This window comes from Prevotella sp. P5-108 (genome assembly GCF_002251385.1).
Classification (GTDB): Bacteria; Bacteroidota; Bacteroidia; order Bacteroidales; family Bacteroidaceae; genus Prevotella.
The window spans coordinates 106,661-122,946 of record NZ_NPJJ01000018.1 but is presented as its reverse complement, the minus strand read 5'-3'; the positions used below and the strand labels follow the sequence as shown (position 1 = coordinate 122,946).

The 16,286-nt window shown below is 58.4% G+C and carries 17 protein-coding genes and 2 tRNA genes; 7 read left to right on the top strand and 12 right to left on the bottom strand.

Features of this window, described 5'->3' with window-relative positions; genetic code table 11:
- Nucleotides 1-24: 24 nt before the first annotated feature.
- The 10 genes from CIK95_RS02750 to argS form a co-directional block, all read right to left on the bottom strand.
- Nucleotides 25-110: transfer RNA gene (locus tag CIK95_RS02750), tRNA-Leu, on the bottom strand.
- 20 nt (nt 111-130) lie between these two features.
- Nucleotides 131-203 (bottom strand) — tRNA-Gly (locus CIK95_RS02745).
- Nucleotides 204-682: 479 nt separating this feature from the next.
- Nucleotides 683-973: a nitrous oxide-stimulated promoter family protein gene (locus tag CIK95_RS02740; RefSeq protein WP_094421771.1), complete on the bottom strand. Its 291-nt coding sequence runs from the start codon at nt 971-973 to the stop codon at nt 683-685.
- Between the two features lie 6 nt (nt 974-979).
- The gene (locus CIK95_RS02735; RefSeq protein ID WP_094466273.1) at nt 980-2,488 is read right to left on the bottom strand and encodes an acetyl-CoA hydrolase/transferase C-terminal domain-containing protein; all 1,509 of its coding nucleotides are present in this window, start codon (nt 2,486-2,488) and stop codon (nt 980-982) included.
- A gap of 115 nt (nt 2,489-2,603) precedes the next feature.
- Nucleotides 2,604-3,179 carry a hypothetical protein gene (locus CIK95_RS02730; RefSeq protein WP_094466188.1) on the bottom strand — a complete coding sequence of 192 codons (576 nt, stop codon included), beginning with the start codon at nt 3,177-3,179 and terminating at the stop codon, nt 2,604-2,606.
- Nucleotides 3,176-4,513, bottom strand: coding sequence for an argininosuccinate lyase (gene argH, locus CIK95_RS02725; protein WP_094466187.1), 1,338 nt, complete (start codon nt 4,511-4,513; stop codon nt 3,176-3,178). The genes CIK95_RS02730 and argH overlap by 4 nt, the downstream gene beginning before the upstream one ends.
- 9 nt (nt 4,514-4,522) lie before the next feature.
- Nucleotides 4,523-4,939 (bottom strand): SRPBCC family protein, encoded by a 417-nt coding sequence (locus CIK95_RS02720; RefSeq protein WP_094386810.1) that lies wholly within the window; start codon nt 4,937-4,939, stop codon nt 4,523-4,525.
- A 24-nt stretch (nt 4,940-4,963) separates the two neighbouring features.
- Nucleotides 4,964-5,596 (bottom strand): orotate phosphoribosyltransferase, encoded by a 633-nt coding sequence (pyrE, locus tag CIK95_RS02715; RefSeq protein ID WP_094466186.1) that lies wholly within the window; start codon nt 5,594-5,596, stop codon nt 4,964-4,966.
- 28 nt (nt 5,597-5,624) lie between these two features.
- Complete coding sequence (locus tag CIK95_RS02710) at nt 5,625-6,092, bottom strand: RNase H family protein (protein WP_094466185.1); 468 nt, start codon at nt 6,090-6,092, stop codon at nt 5,625-5,627.
- 19 nt (nt 6,093-6,111) lie between these two features.
- Nucleotides 6,112-7,929, bottom strand: a complete 1,818-nt coding sequence (gene argS, locus CIK95_RS02705; protein WP_094466184.1) for an arginine--tRNA ligase — start codon at nt 7,927-7,929, stop codon at nt 6,112-6,114.
- 583 nt (nt 7,930-8,512) lie between these two features.
- Here argS and CIK95_RS02690 point away from each other — a divergent pair.
- The 7 genes from CIK95_RS02690 (at nt 8,513) to CIK95_RS02660 (ending at nt 14,538) form a co-directional block, all read left to right on the top strand.
- Entirely contained in the window at nt 8,513-9,208 is a 696-nt protein-coding gene (locus CIK95_RS02690) for a DNA alkylation repair protein (RefSeq protein WP_094388988.1), read from the top strand.
- Nucleotides 9,195-9,641 carry a GNAT family N-acetyltransferase gene (locus CIK95_RS02685; protein ID WP_094386805.1) on the top strand — a complete coding sequence of 149 codons (447 nt, stop codon included), beginning with the start codon at nt 9,195-9,197 and terminating at the stop codon, nt 9,639-9,641. The genes CIK95_RS02690 and CIK95_RS02685 overlap by 14 nt, the downstream gene beginning before the upstream one ends.
- 138 nt (nt 9,642-9,779) lie before the next feature.
- Nucleotides 9,780-10,826: a carbohydrate porin gene (locus CIK95_RS02680; RefSeq protein ID WP_254046399.1), complete on the top strand. Its 1,047-nt coding sequence runs from the start codon at nt 9,780-9,782 to the stop codon at nt 10,824-10,826.
- Between the two features lie 181 nt (nt 10,827-11,007).
- Nucleotides 11,008-12,273 carry a peptidase U32 family protein gene (locus CIK95_RS02675; RefSeq protein WP_094386804.1) on the top strand — a complete coding sequence of 422 codons (1,266 nt, stop codon included), beginning with the start codon at nt 11,008-11,010 and terminating at the stop codon, nt 12,271-12,273.
- A 3-nt stretch (nt 12,274-12,276) separates the two neighbouring features.
- Nucleotides 12,277-12,699, top strand: coding sequence for a SufE family protein (locus CIK95_RS02670; RefSeq protein WP_022309881.1), 423 nt, complete (start codon nt 12,277-12,279; stop codon nt 12,697-12,699).
- Complete coding sequence (locus tag CIK95_RS02665) at nt 12,696-13,988, top strand: retropepsin-like aspartic protease (RefSeq protein WP_094388990.1); 1,293 nt, start codon at nt 12,696-12,698, stop codon at nt 13,986-13,988. The genes CIK95_RS02670 and CIK95_RS02665 overlap by 4 nt, the downstream gene beginning before the upstream one ends.
- 10 nt (nt 13,989-13,998) lie before the next feature.
- The gene (locus CIK95_RS02660; protein ID WP_094388991.1) at nt 13,999-14,538 is read left to right on the top strand and encodes an RNA methyltransferase; all 540 of its coding nucleotides are present in this window, start codon (nt 13,999-14,001) and stop codon (nt 14,536-14,538) included.
- 42 nt (nt 14,539-14,580) lie between these two features.
- On the opposite strand, the gene CIK95_RS13545 is transcribed toward CIK95_RS02660, so the two are convergent.
- Both CIK95_RS13545 and CIK95_RS02650 read right to left on the bottom strand, forming a co-directional pair.
- Nucleotides 14,581-14,703, bottom strand: coding sequence for a hypothetical protein (locus tag CIK95_RS13545; RefSeq protein WP_256387367.1), 123 nt, complete (start codon nt 14,701-14,703; stop codon nt 14,581-14,583).
- A gap of 970 nt (nt 14,704-15,673) precedes the next feature.
- A complete protein-coding gene (locus CIK95_RS02650; protein ID WP_094388993.1) occupies nt 15,674-16,279 on the bottom strand; it encodes a YiiX/YebB-like N1pC/P60 family cysteine hydrolase in 606 nt (201 codons plus the stop codon).
- Between the last annotated feature and the right edge of the window lie 7 nt (nt 16,280-16,286).

Genomic DNA, 16,286 nt, shown 5'->3' with positions numbered 1-16,286 from the left:
TTTAGAAATAAATAATTATAGAGGTGCCGCGAGCGGGACTCGAACCCGCACAGCCATTACTGGCCAAGGGATTTTAAGTCCCTCGTGTCTACCAATTCCACCATTGCGGCTACATGTATATCCGTAAAAGAGCGGCAAACGAGACTCGAACTCGCGACCCCGACCTTGGCAAGGTCGTGCTCTACCAACTGAGCTATTGCCGCATTTAGAAACGGTGCAAAGATAAGCCAAATAATTGATATATGCAAAGGGGGCGGGGAGTTGTTTAAAAGAGACAGGTATATATTAAGGTTTATTTATAATATATGTGGAGCTCCTGTGTGGCGCTGTGGCGGGCGGGGGTAGGAAGCCAGCTGCGCTGAGCATCGAGGCTTGGCAGAAAGGGCGTCGCGACGGCAGCGGCAATGGCGGGGGGGGGGGCGCTGAGCATCGCCGTCGGCTCGTGACGGAAGATACGAGTCCTCGTGCCATACGATACGTGGGCACGTGACATAAGATACGCGGGCTCGTGACTTATGATACGAGTCGGCCAAGGCCGTGGGCAGCGCAGCGACTGTGGTGGCGGCGAAGCGCTATGGGCTTGCCCCAGTAGCGGGAAGAGTGGTGCTGGCGGTGGGTAGAATGATGCCCGAGGCGGGAAGAGTGGTGCTGACAGCGGGAAGAGTGGTGCCCGAGGCGGAAGTCACGACAGCCAGTGGCGCAGCGTGGCCCAGGGGTGGCGCAGCAGCATGCGCGGGCCCGAATAGCGCATCACTTGTCGCATGAGGCTACGCATATCGGGGCGGTAGCAGTGGATGGGGCAGCGGCGGCACGAGCCTTTGCCATTGCCAGACGGACAATGGTCGAGGCGCTGGTGGGCATAGTCTATCAGCGCACGGCAGCGGGGGCAGAGCTGCTCGTGGCCTTCATAATGCAGACAGTAGAGCCTTACCATGAGCTCTACTGTCTGTTTCTCTTGGGTTATCTTGTCCAATGGAGTCTACTTGAGATATTCGCTGAAGTCGGTAAGTCTCATGTCGCCCTTCTTCCTCAGCGTGTCGTGCATGGCGAAGGCGGCGGTCATCGACTGTGGCTCGTGGCCCTTGTCGGCTATGCGCAGATACTCGCGCAGCAGCGGGCGGTAGTCGGGGTGGGCGCAGTGGTTGATGATTTCCTCGGCGCGGCGGCGGGGTCCCTTGCCGCGCAGGTCGGCCACGCCCTGTTCGGTCACGATGACGTCTACGTCGTGTTCGGTCGAGTCTACGTGGGTGCACATCGGCACGATGGCACTTATCCTGCCTCCCTTGGCTATCGATGGTGTGGTGAATACGCTTATGTATCCGTTGCGCTCGTAGTCGCAGCTTCCGCCTATGCCGTTCATGAGTTTGGAACCGCAGATGTGGCTGGAGTTCTCGTTGCCGTAGAGGTCGCACTCGATGGCGGTGTTGAGGGCTATCACGCCCAGTCGCCTGATGACTTCGGGGCTGTTGGCCACCTCGCTCTGGCGTATGGTGAGGTGCTTGGAGAAGTAGTCCATATTGTCGTAGACCGTGTGCAGACACTCGTTGGTGACGGTCATGGCTGTGGCCGAGGCGTCGATGATTTTGCCTTCGAGCATCCACTTGATGGCGGCGTCCTGTACCACTTCGGAGTAGACATTGAAGCGTGGTATGTGCTCGTTGGCACCGAGGGCTGCCAGCACGGCGTTGCCGGTGGCTCCCACGCCGCTCTGTATGGGCAGGAACTGTGGCGGTATGCGGCCGTGCTTCATGTCGTCGACCAGAAATTCGGCCACATAGTGACCCATCTTTGAGGTAAACTCGTCGACGTCCTTGAAGGCGCGTGCCTCTTCGGGTATACAGCTGTCTATGACACCCACTATCTTGTCGACGTCGATGGCCACATAGTCGTGGCCCACGCGGTCGTAAGGCGCGAGCACGGGGATGGGCTTCCGCCCGAATCCGCAGTCGGCTGGCTCGTAGGTGTCGTGGAGGAAACGTGAGTTGGGGTTGTGGAAGGTGTTGTGCTCGAGTATCACGCGCTTGGCTAATCTCGCGGCGGTGGTCACGATGCCGCCTGCCGAGGTGAGGTAGGCGCGGCAGGTGTTGCCCACGATTTCATAGTGAGACACTTCGATGACTGCCCAGTCCATCCCGCCGTAGAAGCCGTGGCGCATGCGCTCTGCCATGTGGCCCAGGTGCATGTCTTCGTAGTCAATCTCCTCGAGGTTGACGTGGTTGCGGAAGTCGGCATTGGTAGAGAAGGGTGCCCTGAACTTGATGGCATGGGCGTTGGCCATGTCGCCCTCCACGCTCTGGCACGACGAGGCTCCGGTGAAGATGCCTATGGCAAAGGGGTTGCCGGCCTCGTGCTCACGGATGGCGCGCTGCGACAGTTCGCGGAAGATGGCCTTGGGGTTGCCATTGGGGGTAAATCCGGACAGGGCGAGATTGTCGCCGTCCTTAATCATCGCCGCCGCTTCGGCAGCAGTTATGTGAGAAAGTGTCATCATAATAAGTGCATTAACTTCGCAAAGGTACGCTTTTGTGGGTGGATAATCAAACATTTCTCCCACTTTCTTTGACACTTTGGGCAAAATAGATGGCTTTCGCCCAGAGGTGCCGTCAGTAGACGCGGAGCACGCCGTGGGGCTGGGGAGGGTCGGCGCGGTATTCGGTGAGGTGGTTGCCGGTGTTGTTGGCCACAAAGCCTCCCTGGTTGAGGCGGTACTGGCGGTGGCAGTGGGCGCAGGTGGCTGTGCCCTTGCTGTCTATGCTGAGCGGGTAGGAACGCATGGGCAGCGCGTTGAGGTCAAAGCAGTTGGGGCACTCACCGTCGTAGGCGTAGAAGACGGGTGGGTATTCCATATTGCTGTATCCCACGATGAGGCGGCCGTTCATGCCTATGTGCTCCTGCATCTTCATCCTGTCGTCGATGGCGTTGAAGATGCTGGTACTGGTGAGACCCTGGCTGTTCTTGAACGTGTAGTGCTTGGCGCCGCCCTTGAGGGTGAAGCCGATGATGCAGAACGTGCCGGCGTTGTTGGCGTCCATCGCCGAGGCGAGCACGGCGTTGAGGTGCTTGCTGTTGTCGATGGTCAGATTGCAGTGGTAGCTGCTAAAACGGTTGCCCTCGTCGCCACAGGCCACAAGGACAACCGTCATCACGATTGCTATTATATAATAATGTATATGCTTCATCCTTCCAGGAGTAATCGTTCGGCTTCGGCGACACGCTCGAAGTGGAAGCCGCTGAGCGTATCTTCCATGAGTTGGGTTATCCGGTCGTTGCAGAGATTGCCCATCGAGCCCTCGTGGGTGTGGTGTATGTTGCGGTCGGCGCTGAAAGTGCCCGCCTCGATCTCCAGTCCCACCTTCTTGTAGGCGTCGCGGAAGGGCATGCCTTGGGCTGCCAGCCGGTTGACCTCCTCGACCGAGAACATGGGGTCGTACATGGCGTTGTCGAGTATATGCTCGTTGACCTCCATGCGGTTGATGATATAGGCGGCCATCTGCAGACAGTCTTTGAGTTCGTCGAACGCGGGGATAAACACCTCCTTGATAATCTGCAGGTCGCGGAAGTAGCCCACAGGCAGATTGTTCATAATCATCATGATCTGCTGCGGCAGGCTCTGCAGCTTGTTGCACTTGGCACGGATTAGCTCAAACACATCCGGATTCTTCTTGTGCGGCATGATGCTCGAGCCTGTGGTACACTCCTTGGGGAGTTTCACGAAGTTGAAGTTCTGGCAGTTGAACATACATGCGTCGAACGCCATCTTGGCCACCGTGCCCGCCACTGTGGCGAGGGCGAAGGCCACGTTGCGCTCCATCTTGCCTCGGCCCATCTGGGCATAGACCACGTTGTAGTCCATCGAGTCAAAACCCAGCAGCCGCGTGGTCATCGAGCGGTCCAGGGGGAATGAAGAGCCATAGCCCGCTGCCGAACCCAATGGGTTGCGGTTAGTCATGCGATAGGCGGCTTGCAGATACAGCATGTCGTCGGCCAGCGACTCGGCGTAGGCTCCAAACCACAGACCGAAGCTCGACGGCATGGCTATCTGCAGATGGGTATAGCCCGGCATCAGCACGTGGCGATACTGGTTGCTCTTCTGTATCAGCTCGTCGAAGAGGCTGTGGGTAAGCTCCACCACGTCCATCAGCTGGTGGCGGGTGAAGAGCTTGAGGTCTACCAGCACCTGGTCGTTGCGCGAGCGGCCCGAGTGTATCTTCTTGCCCATGTCGCCGAGCTTGCGGGTGAGCATCAGCTCCACCTGCGAGTGTACGTCCTCGACGCCGTCTTCGATGACAAACCGGCCCTTGTCGGCCACGTGGTAGATGTGCTTGAGTTCGGCGGTAAGCGCCACGAGCTCGTCGTGGGCGAGCAGACCTATCGACTCCAACATGGCGATGTGGGCCATCGAGCCCAGCACGTCGTACTTGGCGAGATAGAGGTCGAGCTCGCGGTCGCGGCCCACGGTGAAGCGCTCTATCTCCTTGTTTACTTCAAAATCCTTTTCCCAGAGTTTGTTCATTGCGGTCACTTATTCATATCTGATTGCCTGCAGCGCGTCGGCTATCTTCTCGATGCCTTCCTGCAGCGGCTTCTGTACCATTCCCTTGATAAAGGGGTTGAGCTCGGCCTTGATGGTGAGCTTCATCTTGCACGTGGTGTCTGTCACGGGCAGCAGCTGTATCCAGAAGGTGAAGGGCACAGGGCTCTGCTCGGTCTCAAACTTGATGGTCTTGGGCTCTTCGCGCTCGATGATGTGCAGTCTTATCTCGCCCACCATAGGCGCCTTGACGGCTATGTGGTCGGCGTCGAAGGAGAAGTCTTCGAGCTTGTCTTGGGGGATGCGGTCGCGTATGCGCTCGAGGTTGGACAGGTCGCTCAGGGCGTCGTATACCTTCTGCTGGGCATAAGGTATCTCGCGTATGCTGCTTTCAAATTTGCTGCTCATAGGTCTTGATGTGATTATGGGCGGCTATACCTGATAGTGGGCGGGGTCTTTGCGCCAGCGGTGCAGCAGCTCTACGTCGCTGTCCTGGATGTATCCTGTCTCGAGGGCACGCTCCACCACGTGCTCGTAGTCGGTGAGGGTGATGAGCTTGACACCAGCCTGGGCGAAGGCTTCCTCGGCTACGGCGAAGCCATAGGTGTATGAGGCTACCATGCCTACTACCTCAAATCCAGCCTGTCGCAGTACTTCTACTGCCTTGAGCGAGCTGCCTCCGGTAGAGATGAGGTCTTCTACGACCACCACCTTGGCACCTACGGGCAGTTCGCCCTCAATGAGGTTGCCCATGCCGTGGTCCTTGGCCTTGGAGCGCACGTAGCAGAAAGGCATATTGAGCTCGTCGGCTACCATGGCGCCCTGGGCGATGGCTCCTGTGGCCACGCCAGCCACGGCTGTGGCCTGGGGGAAATGGGCGAGGATGGCGTGGGCCAGCTCGAGTTTTACATAGCTGCGCACGTCGGTAAACGACAGTGTCTTGCGGTTGTCACAGTAGAAGGGTGATTTCCATCCCGATGCCCATGTGAACGGGTTCTGTGGCTGCAACTTGATGGCTTTAATCTCCAAGAGTTTGGAAGCGAAGTCTTTCTTTATAGTGTCCATGATTGTGTATGTGATTGATGTTATTGTATTACTTACGGCCGAAATCGGCAGGAATGTCGCCCCACTTGCGGGTCTCCCACTGCATGATGGGCACGCTTACGGCGTGGGTGCGGAGCCAGTTCTCGGCACGCTGGATGATGCGGTAGAGCCCCTCGGTCTGCGCGTTGCGCTCGAGCTTGGTCTTGCACTGCTTCTTGCGCACCCAGAGTATGGCGTTGTAGGAGTCGCTGTAGATTACCCTGTCGCGGATGCCCCGCTGCTCCATCAGCGCCAGGGCGTGTACGATGGCGAGAAACTCTCCGATGTTGTTGGTGCCGTGCATGGGGCCGAAGTGGAACACCTGGGCGCCTGTGGCGAGGTCGATGGCCTGGTACTCCATGGGTCCGGGGTTGCCCGAGCAGGCGGCGTCTACCGCCCACGCGTTGGCCACCACTTCGGCAGGAAGTGGCAGCACCGTGTCGTGGCGCCAGTCGGGTGGGTTGGTTACTGCGGTCATAGCTGGCGGTGATATCTGTTTACATGCGCTCGGGCACCTCGATGCCCAGCAGCGCCATACCGTTCTTGAGTATCTTGGCCACGTTGGCAGCGAGCACCAGACGGGCGCTCTTCTGCTCGGCGGTATCGGCATTGAGGATGCTGTAGTCGTGGTAGAACTGGTTGAACTCCTTGGTCAGCTCATAACAGTAGTTGGCTATACCTGCGGGGTTGTAGTTGTTGCCGGCGTCGGCGACAGCCACACCGAAGTCGTTCATCTTCTGCACCAGCTCTATCTCCTTGGCGTTGAGCTCAGTGTCGGCGTCGAGGGCTGCGGGCAGCGCGATGCCCTCGGCCTGGGCGCGGCGCATGATGCTGCGTATACGGGCATAGGTGTACTGGATGAAGGGGCCGGTATTGCCGTTGAAGTCAATACTCTCTTCTGGGTTGAAGAGCATGTTCTTGCGGGCGTCGACTTTGAGGATGAAGTACTTGAGCGCGCCCATGCCCACGATGCGGGCTATCTCCTGGCGCTCCTCTTCGGTCATGTCCTTAAACTTGCCCAGCTCGTCGCTGGTCTGGCGTGCGTCCTTAATCATCTCGGCCACCAGGTCGTCGGCGTCGACCACCGTTCCCTCGCGGCTCTTCATCTTGCCGTTGGGCAGCTCTACCATGCCGTAAGAGAAGTGTACGAGGTCCTTGCCCCACTTGAAGCCCAGGCGGTCGAGCAGCAGCGAGAGCACCTGGAAGTGATAGTTCTGCTCGTTGCCCACCACGTAGATCATCTTGTCGATGGGGAAGTCATTGAAGCGCATTTCGGCTGTACCGATGTCCTGGGTCATGTAGACGCTGGTGCCGTCGGAGCGGAGCAGCAGCTTCTGGTCCAGGCCGTCCTGGGTGAGGTCGGCCCACACGCTGCCGTCGTCCTTGCGGAAGAAGAGGCCCTTGGCCAGACCTTCCTCCACCTTCTTCTTGCCCACGAGATAAGTGTTGGACTCGTAGTATATCTTGTCGAAGCCCACGCCCAGTGCCTTGTAGGTCTCGTCGAAACCGGCATAGACCCAGTCGTTCATCTTCTTCCACAGGCTGCGCACCTCGGCGTCGCCCTGTTCCCACTTCACGAGCATCTCGTGGGCTTCCTTGATGAGGGGAGCTTCGGCCTTGGCCTTCTCGGTGGCTGCCTCGTCGTCCATGCCCTCTGCCAGATACTGTGCCTTGAGTTGGGCCACCTCCTCGCGGTAGTGCTTGTCGAAGGCCACGTAGTAGTCGCCTATCAGATGGTCGCCCTTCTTGCCGCTGGTCTCCGGAGTCTCGCCGTTGCCCCACTTGAGCCATGCCAGCATGCTCTTGCAGATGTGTATACCGCGGTCGTTTACGATATTGGTCTTCACCACGCGGTTGCCGTTGGCTTCCATAATCTGTGCCAGTGACCATCCCAGCAGGTTATTGCGCACATGGCCCAGGTGGAGAGGCTTGTTGGTATTGGGCGAAGAGTACTCTATCATCACCAGAGGCGACTTCTCGGTCACGGGCTTTTCGCCGAAGCGCTCGTCGCCATTGATATCATTGAGCAGAGCCACCCAAGCCTTGGGGGCTACCACCAGGTTGAGGAAACCCTTTACCACGTTGAAACGCGCCACGTCGTCACAGTGGGCAACCAGATATTCGCCTATCTCCTGCGCAGTGTCTTCGGGCTTCTTCTTCGACAGCTTCAGAAAGGGAAAGACCACCAGTGTGAGGTGCCCCTCAAAGTTGGCCTTGGTTTTCTGCAACTGTATCATCGTCTCGTGTACGTCCTGTCCGTAAAGGGCATTGATGGCAGCCTTTACCGACTCGTTTATGCGGTTCTCTATCTTCATGATGTGGATAAATATAGTAATTACATTATTAATAATGGTGCAAAAGTACAAATAAATATCGACACTTGGCGCATAAGAGTCTATAAATCACACATATTTTTGGCTTTCCGAGGCGGCGGGAGCGTCCGTTGCGCCCACCCCGACCTTGCATCGGCTACGGCTGAAGGCACCAGCCGCCGCCACCGAGCCCCCTTCAGAGCCCCGCCCGCCGCCGCCGGCGCCCGTGGCCGTCATCCTCGTTTCCAGGCGGTTGCCTCCCATCCTGTCCTCTGCTGCCGATATCCTGTCAGTCATCACCTATAGACTGGTTGCAAACTGTGAAATGTAAAAATCGGGCTCTGAAATCATGCTATCCAGCCACGCATCCACTATTTCCCACCACGCAATGACTGCCATGGTCGTCTCTCTGCATTTGGTGCCGGATACGCTGCCCATAGCCATAGTCGCCCTCTCCGCCAACCTACCCTCCGCCAGCCCGTCTGTACGTGCCGGCACAAAAAATGTGGTGGCGGTGTGCGTTTTTCGGGTCACCATTCTATCAGAATTGATTTTTTGTTGTACATTTGTACACCAAACAGTGATTATGACGCCATTATATCCCCGCCTCCTTGCCCTGCGCGACCGGCAGTATGCCGAGTTTCAGGCGCGGCTGGTGCCCGGTGTTGCTCCCGACAGCATCATCGGCATACGGGTGCCCTTGCTGCGCGCCTTTGCCAAGGACTTTGCCCGCGAGGCCGACTGCAGCCGCTTCCTCAGCCTGCTGCCCCATCGCTATTATGACGAGAACATGCTGCATGCGCTGCTTCTGTCGCAGTTGAAGGACATGGACGAGTGTGTGGCGAGGGTCGAAGAGTTTCTGCCCTATGTAGACAACTGGGCGGTGTGCGACATCATGTCGCCCAAGGTCTTCGGCCGTCATCCCGCGAGGCTGATGGACAAGGCCGTGGAGTGGAGCCGCTCACCACATGTCTACACCTGCCGCTTCGGGCTGGCGATGCTGATGACCCACTTCCTCGACAGCCGTTTCAGCCCATCGGTGCTCGACACCGCCGCCGCCGTGGAGAGTGACGAGTATTACGTGAGGATGATGGAGGCATGGTTTTTTGCCACGGCGCTTGCCAAGCAGTGGGATGCCGCCATCCCCTATCTGCAGCAGCGCAGGCTCGGCGTCTGGGTACACAACAAGACCATCCAGAAAGCCTGTGAGAGCTACCGTATCACTGCCGGGCAGAAGGCTGTGCTCAGAACAATGAAAATCAAAGCCAATGACCACAAGTAGCGACATATCCCCCGTGGTGGGTAGGCTCGTCGAGCTTACTCCCGATGCCGAAGCCGACATCTCGCGGCTTCTGGCCCAACTCACCGATGAGGCTTCGGCCGACTCTGCCCGTATCTCCGAGATGCTTGCCTTGCCCCACTGCCATCTGCTGGTGGCTCGCGCCGGAGAGCGCATCGTGGGTATGGCGTCGGTGTGTATCTACACCATCCCCACGGGCCGCCGTGCCTGGATAGAGGATGTGGTAGTCGATGCCCGATGGCGTGGCCGCGGCATAGCCACACGCCTGGTGGAGAGTGCCATAGACCAGGCGCGGAGGGTGTCGCCCTGCACGGTGATGCTCACCTCGCGCCCCTCGCGCGTGGCTGCCAACAGGCTCTACCGCCACATGGGCTTCGGCAGCAAGGAGACCAATGTGTATAAGATAGAGGTGTAGGCTGTGGCCAGAGAGCCACAACAGCAGCACGGCGGGAGCAGAAAAGTGGGCCGAGGGTGCCGCATCATGCACCGCCGCCACGGCGATGACGGTCGCAGAGAGTCTCTGCCGGGCGTCGCCACAACCTAAGACATGACAATGATGAACAAGACTATCATGACCCTTATCCTTGCCGTCGCATACTGCGTCGGCGTGCAGCCCCAGAGCTTTGGCGGCTGTTTTACCACCGAGGGGCAGTACGCCGTGAGGGGCTCTGCCAACTGGGTCAACCTCCTCAGACTCGATTTCAGCATGCCGCTGGCCCACGGAGCCGGTTCGATCGAGGCTGCCACCATCCATGCGTTCAAGACCCATGACCCCATCGTCGGCGACTGGCAGACCTTCTCCAATATCGAGACCTCCAATCTCGCCGCAGCCATCGCCGTGCTGGGCTACAGGCACGCGTGGCGCAATGCGAGCCTCTTCGTCGGCGTGCGCAATGTCAACGAAGACTTCTTCACCTCTCCCCTTACATCGCTCTTCACCAACAGCTCGTGCGGCCTCTTCCCCACCATCGCGGCGAGCTATCCTATAGCCAACTATCCCTTCTCTGGCCTCACGCTGTATATGGATGTGGGCAGAGCGGGGTGGTTGTTTCGCAACAGCGTGTACAATGGCGTGGGCCACAATGGCTGGAACCGTCACGACAACCCTTTCCGCCTCAGTCCTGCCCACGATGGCGTCTTCAATATTTCCCAACTGGAGTATGCCTGGCGCGGCGGCCGCTATTATGTGGGTGCTGCCGTCCACACCCGCCGCTTTCCCGTCGACGACGAGGGCACTATGGCCGATGCCGACGGTTCGCGCAGCGGGGTGAGCTGTGCCTGGTGGGCTTATGGCGAACAGTCGCTGTGGCGTGAGGGTGGTGGCGATGTCTCCTGCATGGTCCAGCTCTCTGCCAACACCTGTAAGTCCAGCGGTTGCTACCGTTACGGCGAGGTGGGATGTGTCTACACCGACAGCAGCAGCGCCTGCGGACTTTCTGCGCAGTATGCCCGATTCCATCAGGGCCGCGAGTATTCGGTCGAGGCCACTTGGCGCCGACACATTGACCATCACATCGATGTGCAGCCCGCCCTGCAGTATATCACCAATGATGAGGGCGACCACCTGGTGCTCTCCGCCCGCCTCTACATCAGGTTCTGATGCGGTGGGAGCGCCCCCCGGATGTTTACCAGCCACTTTGGCGGTTATATCATCGTCTCGGAGGCCAAAAAGAGCCAACTCCACGACTTTCAGCAGTTTTTGTCAAGTAACGGAGTGTCTCTGCATAAAAAATAAGTGAACTTATTTTGTTCTGCCCTCGACTTTCAGTAACTTTGCAACCATGAATGCAAAATTATCTGATTTTGAGATTATGGCACCTGTCGGCTCGCGTGAAAGTTTGGTCGCAGCCATACAAGCCGGAGCCAACTCGGTGTATTTCGGCATAGGACAGTTGAACATGCGGTCCCACTCTGCCAATCATTTCACCATAGATGACCTGCGCGACATCGCATCTACGTGCAACAGCCATGGCATCAAGACCTATCTTACCGTCAATACCATCATCTACGACGGCGATATAGACACGATGCACGAGATAGTCGACGCCGCCAAGGAAGCCCACATCTCGGCGGTGATAGCCTCAGATGTGGCGGTGATGACCTATTGCAACCGCATCGGCGTAGAGGTGCATCTCTCCACCCAGCTCAATATCTCCAACATCGAGGCGCTGCGTTTCTATGCCCAGTTTGCCGATGTCGTGGTGCTTGCCCGCGAACTCAATATGGACCAGGTGGTAGCCATCTATCGCCAGATAGAAGAGCAGCACATCTGCGGACCCAAGGGCGAGCTCATACGCATCGAGATGTTCTGCCACGGCGCCCTCTGCATGGCTGTCAGCGGCAAGTGCTACATGAGTCTGCACAACGCCAACCGCTCTGCCAACCGTGGCGAGTGTGTACAGATATGCCGCCGTTCGTATACAGTCACCGACAACGAGACCGGCAACCAGCTCGAGATAGACAACAAGTACATCATGAGCCCCAAGGACCTCAAGACCATACGCTTCATCGACCGCATGATGGAGAGCGGAGTGAGAGTGTTCAAGATTGAGGGCCGAGCCCGTGGCCCAGAGTATGTCTACACCGTGGTGAGCTGCTACCGCGAGGCCATCGGCAGCGTGATAGACGGCACCTTCACCGAGGAGCGCAAGGATGGCTGGGACGAGCGTCTCGCCACCGTCTTCAACCGTGGCTTCTGGGACGGATACTACCAGGGACAGACTCTGGGAGAGTGGAATAAGCACTACGGTTCGGCTGCTACCGAGAAGAAGGTGCTCGTGGGCAAGGTGATGAAGTATTTCTCCAAGCTCAGCGTGGCCGAAGTGGCTGTCGAGGCGACCACCTTCGACCGTGGCGACCGTCTGCTCATCACCGGTCCCACCACTGGTGTGATGTATCTCGACGCTACAGAGATACGCTACGACCTCCACCCGGTAGATACTGCCCAGCAGGGATGGCGCGTGTCTATCCCCGTGAGCGGCAAGGTGCGCCCCAACGACAAGCTGTTCAAGCTCGTCACCGTAAACGAAATCAAGGAAATAAAATAAGACATGACCATCAACCAACAACAAGATGCCATCATCGACGAGTTTGTCGATATGGACGACTGGATGGACCGCTACCAGCTGCTCATCGATATGGGCAACGAACTGGATGCGCTCGACGAACAGTATAAGACCCCCCAGAACCTGATAGACGGATGCCAGAGCCGTGTATGGGTGCAGTGCGACTACCGCGATGGCCGCCTCTATCTCTCTGCCGATAGCGACGCCCTTATCGTCAAGGGTATCATCGCTCTTCTGGTGCAGGTGCTCAGCGGCCATACCCCTCAGGAAATTCTTGATACCGACCTCTACTTTATAGACCGCATCGGTCTGCGCGAACACCTGTCGCCCACGCGCAGCAATGGTCTGCTGGCTATGGTCAAGCAGATTAAGGCTTACGCACTGGCCTACAAGACCAAGGAAGGATGACACACCGACTGACAGCCATCGTCGTCGGCATCGTGTGCAGCCTCTCGGCTTGGGCGCAGAGCGCCGACGAGCGTGCCGCAGCCTGTATAGGCGAGAGCCGGTGGTTCGACCTGCATGATGTCTATGCCGCCGACAGCGCGCAGATGTCGCCTTTCATCCGCCAGTTTGCCCGCACCATGGTCAACCAGATGTTCAACCGTCCGCAGCAGGCCTGCGACGACATCCTCACCCTGGTGCGCGGCTATCAGCAGCAGATGGGTGGCACCAACGCCTGTTCGATGCTGCTCTTGCTCGCCGACAACTACAGCCGCATGGGCGACAATGCACGTGCAGCAGCCACCGTCAGGAGTCTGGCAGACCAGATGGAAGGCAAGGCAGACAGCGCCACCGTAGCCCAGATGCGCGGCAAGGAGCGGCTCTACTCTGCGCTCTCTGCACTGCGTGTCAACGAGACCGACACCGCCAGCCACACGTTGCCCTTCACCTATACCGAGCTCGGCGACACCGCCCAGCAGCTCATGGTGGTCGGCGGCAGCGTCAACGGGCGCAAGGCGGGGCTGATATTCGATACCGGCGCAGCCTACAATGTCATCACCCCCGAGCTGGCGCGCCGCTATCGGCTGCGCATCATCGACGCTGACATCCAGGTGAGCGGCACGCGACTCATGGGCGGCAAGATGGCTGTGGCCGACGTGCTCACCATCGGCTCGCTCACCGTGCGCAATGTGGTCTTTGCCGTGCTCGACATGACTGCCGGCAACGAGCGCGCCCGCCGTACCGCACAGCAGATTTCGCTCATCATAGGTCAGCCGCTGCTGCAACTCTTTGGCAGCTACACCATAGACTTTGCCTCACAGCAGATACACCTCACGCATCAGAGCCATCGCTCTGGCGCAGCCCCCAACCTCTTCTTCAACAAGGTGCCTTATGTCGCCGTCACCCGCGACAGCCTGCGCATGGCTATGGCTTTAGACACCGGCGCCGCGACCAGTTCGCTCGACAACGCCTACTACAAGGCGTTCGCCGCCGACGTGGCGCGCGAGGGCAAGTGGGAGCTGGCGGCGACCATGGGCGTCGGGGGCATCAGCTACAACAGCGTCTTCCGCATGCCAGCCGTCGCCCTCAGCATCGGCGACACCCCCTTCACCCTTCACCGTGTGGCGGTGACGGCGCTCTCGCCCCACAACCGTCTTACCCAGGGCTACGGCCGTCTGGGCATCGACTTCATGCGCCAGTGGAGCAGCGTGACCATCGACAATGTCAACATGACCATCCATTTACAGCACTAACAGCAAGACAATGAGAAAACTACGCACCATAGAGATGGACCGCCTCACGGTCCAGGAGTTCAAACAGGCCGACAAACTGCCCGTTGTGGTGGTCCTCGACAATGTCCGCTCTCTTTACAATGTGGGTTCCGTCTTCCGCAGTTGCGATGCCTTCCGTGTTGAGGCTGTCTACCTCTGCGGCATCACCGCCTGTCCGCCCAACAACGAGATACACAAGACCGCACTGGGTGGCGAGGAGAGTGTAGACTGGCGCTACTTCAGCCGTACCGAAGACGCCGTGGCAGACCTTCATGCGCGCGGATATTATATATATAGTATAGAGCAGGTAGAGCACTCCACCAAGCTCCAACGGCTGGACCTCGCCGCCCACAGCCATCCCGGCTACGCCGTAGTCTTCGGCAACGAGGTGAAGGGAGTGCAGCAGCAGATAGTAGACATGAGCGACGGCTGTCTGGAGATACCCCAGCTGGGCACCAAGCACTCGCTCAACGTGAGCGTCACCGCCGGCATAGTGGTGTGGGAGTTCGCTCGCCAGCTAATCTTGGATTGAGCAAAGCTCGCCGGACTTCCCACAAAGTCCGGCGAGCTTTTTTCAGCCCCTTTCCCTGCTGTCGGCGACGGTGCAGGGGTGGGCGGTGGCGAGGGTGGTGCTGTCCTCACTCCGTGTAGTGACATTGGCGGGTATGGTGGTGAGAGAGAGGGGCGGTATGGTCACTCCGTTTGTCTGTGCAGCCCATGGCAGCCGCCCCGCAGCCACAGATGGCGGCTCGTGACGGAAGTCACGTGGCCACGTATCGTACGAAACGTGCCCACGTGACTTCCGCCACGAGCTCACGTATCAAATGATACGAGCCCGCCAATGCCATCCCCGCGCCCGCCAATGTAAGCCCCGAGGCAGTATTAGCCAAGGGGCGGGAACTCATGTAAACGGTGAAAATCTTGTCATTCATTAAGAGGTGCGAGGAGAGGCGCATTGGAGTTTCCAGGGTATCATGGCAGGACGCGAGAATAATACAAAAAGTTTTGCTCCTTTTCAGGGCTTCGCCCTATGCGTCTGCGTGTGTTGGCAGATATTCCCGAGAGCCCGCTCTCGGATATCTGCCAACACCCACCGCCGCGCCTGCCCATTGGCAGGCTGAAAAGGAGCAAAATCAAAAAGCCGCCGTTGGCGGTAAAAAAAACCGGCTGTTCGCCGGAACAAAAAGAGTTGTTGCGGGAGGCCCCTCCCCAGCAACCCGAAGCCCCTCCCCAGCCCTCCCCAAGGGGCGGGAGTCCCTACTTGCTGTGTTTGAGGGCGTTTGAGTGGCGCTCCTTCCCCTTGGGGAAGGCGTGGGATGGGGCTCCAGTTGGCTGGTACGCACCCCAGGCAACTCTGACAGAGTTGCGATTACATAGCCCAGGGTTGCGGGCATGGCCCGCTACCCTGGGTAATGCCCCCACTAATATTGCTACTCTGTAAGAGTTGCGCTTAGCCGTAGGCGTTATACTCAGTTGGATAATTCCCCTACATATAGGTGGTGATGGGTTTGCGTTGGGGTAACGCCTTCGGCTAATCGCAATACTTACAGCATTGCTATCTCTTTTTATGTCCTAACCCAGGGTAGAGGTGCTTCGCCCCTCAACCCTGGGCTGAGGAAACGCAACTCCTTCAGAGTTGCTGCTGCTGATGTCCTCTCAAATGGGCCCTATCTCGAATTCCCTATCCGCAGCAGCAGGTCGTTGGGATAGATGTAGCTCTGCTGGCGGAGGCTTGAGAAGACGGGGCAGGAGTTGGCTTCGAAGACCGTTACGACCATCTCTGTGCAGTAGAGGGCGTCGGGGGTGGTGTGGTCGAAGTCGAAATCGAACTTCACGCCGCGTGCCACGAGCGAGTCTACCGTCTGCCTGATGCCCTCTGCACTCATGGGGCATGGGGGCTTGACGGCGTAGATGCAGTAGGAACCATTGTTGCGCAGATACTCCTCGGGCGTCTCGACCACTATCTTCCCCGCTGCCGTCGAGGCATGGGCGAGCCTTACGCCACGGGCATCTCTGACGACTATCCCGCAATGTGAGGGAGTGGAGTCGGTAACCTCCCACGACGAAGTGCCCGAGAGCGCGCGTACGGCTACCGATTCCCACGAGTCGCCCACACTGAAAAAGATGTCGCCCGTATCAAATGAGGTCGTATCGGGCATCAGGTATGGCGGGCGGTTGACCAGACACACGCCAACCCAGCCTGCGACGAGTAGTAAAAACAAGGCGCATCCCCATCCCATGAGACCGAGGAAGCGCCTGTCTGATAGTATCATTCCGCAA

Excerpts from the sequence above, each read along its gene's own strand:
- argS (WP_094466184.1), bottom strand. The coding sequence starts at position 7,929 with ATGAAGATAGAGAACCGCATAAACGAGTCGGTAAAGGCTGCCATCAAT.
- CIK95_RS02670 (WP_022309881.1), top strand. The coding sequence starts at position 12,277 with ATGACCATCAACCAACAACAAGATGCCATCATCGACGAGTTTGTCGAT.
- CIK95_RS02675 (WP_094386804.1), top strand. The coding sequence starts at position 11,008 with ATGAATGCAAAATTATCTGATTTTGAGATTATGGCACCTGTCGGCTCG.
- CIK95_RS02730 (WP_094466188.1), bottom strand. The coding sequence starts at position 3,179 with ATGAAGCATATACATTATTATATAATAGCAATCGTGATGACGGTTGTC.
- CIK95_RS02735 (WP_094466273.1), bottom strand. The coding sequence starts at position 2,488 with ATGACACTTTCTCACATAACTGCTGCCGAAGCGGCGGCGATGATTAAG.
- argH (WP_094466187.1), bottom strand. The coding sequence starts at position 4,513 with ATGAACAAACTCTGGGAAAAGGATTTTGAAGTAAACAAGGAGATAGAG.
- CIK95_RS02690 (WP_094388988.1), top strand. The coding sequence starts at position 8,513 with ATGACGCCATTATATCCCCGCCTCCTTGCCCTGCGCGACCGGCAGTAT.
- CIK95_RS02720 (WP_094386810.1), bottom strand. The coding sequence starts at position 4,939 with ATGAGCAGCAAATTTGAAAGCAGCATACGCGAGATACCTTATGCCCAG.
- CIK95_RS02680 (WP_254046399.1), top strand. The coding sequence starts at position 9,780 with ATGATGAACAAGACTATCATGACCCTTATCCTTGCCGTCGCATACTGC.
- CIK95_RS02685 (WP_094386805.1), top strand. The coding sequence starts at position 9,195 with ATGACCACAAGTAGCGACATATCCCCCGTGGTGGGTAGGCTCGTCGAG.
- CIK95_RS02650 (WP_094388993.1), bottom strand. The coding sequence starts at position 16,279 with ATGATACTATCAGACAGGCGCTTCCTCGGTCTCATGGGATGGGGATGC.
- CIK95_RS02710 (WP_094466185.1), bottom strand. The coding sequence starts at position 6,092 with ATGACCGCAGTAACCAACCCACCCGACTGGCGCCACGACACGGTGCTG.
- pyrE (WP_094466186.1), bottom strand. The coding sequence starts at position 5,596 with ATGGACACTATAAAGAAAGACTTCGCTTCCAAACTCTTGGAGATTAAA.
- CIK95_RS02665 (WP_094388990.1), top strand. The coding sequence starts at position 12,696 with ATGACACACCGACTGACAGCCATCGTCGTCGGCATCGTGTGCAGCCTC.
- CIK95_RS02660 (WP_094388991.1), top strand. The coding sequence starts at position 13,999 with ATGAGAAAACTACGCACCATAGAGATGGACCGCCTCACGGTCCAGGAG.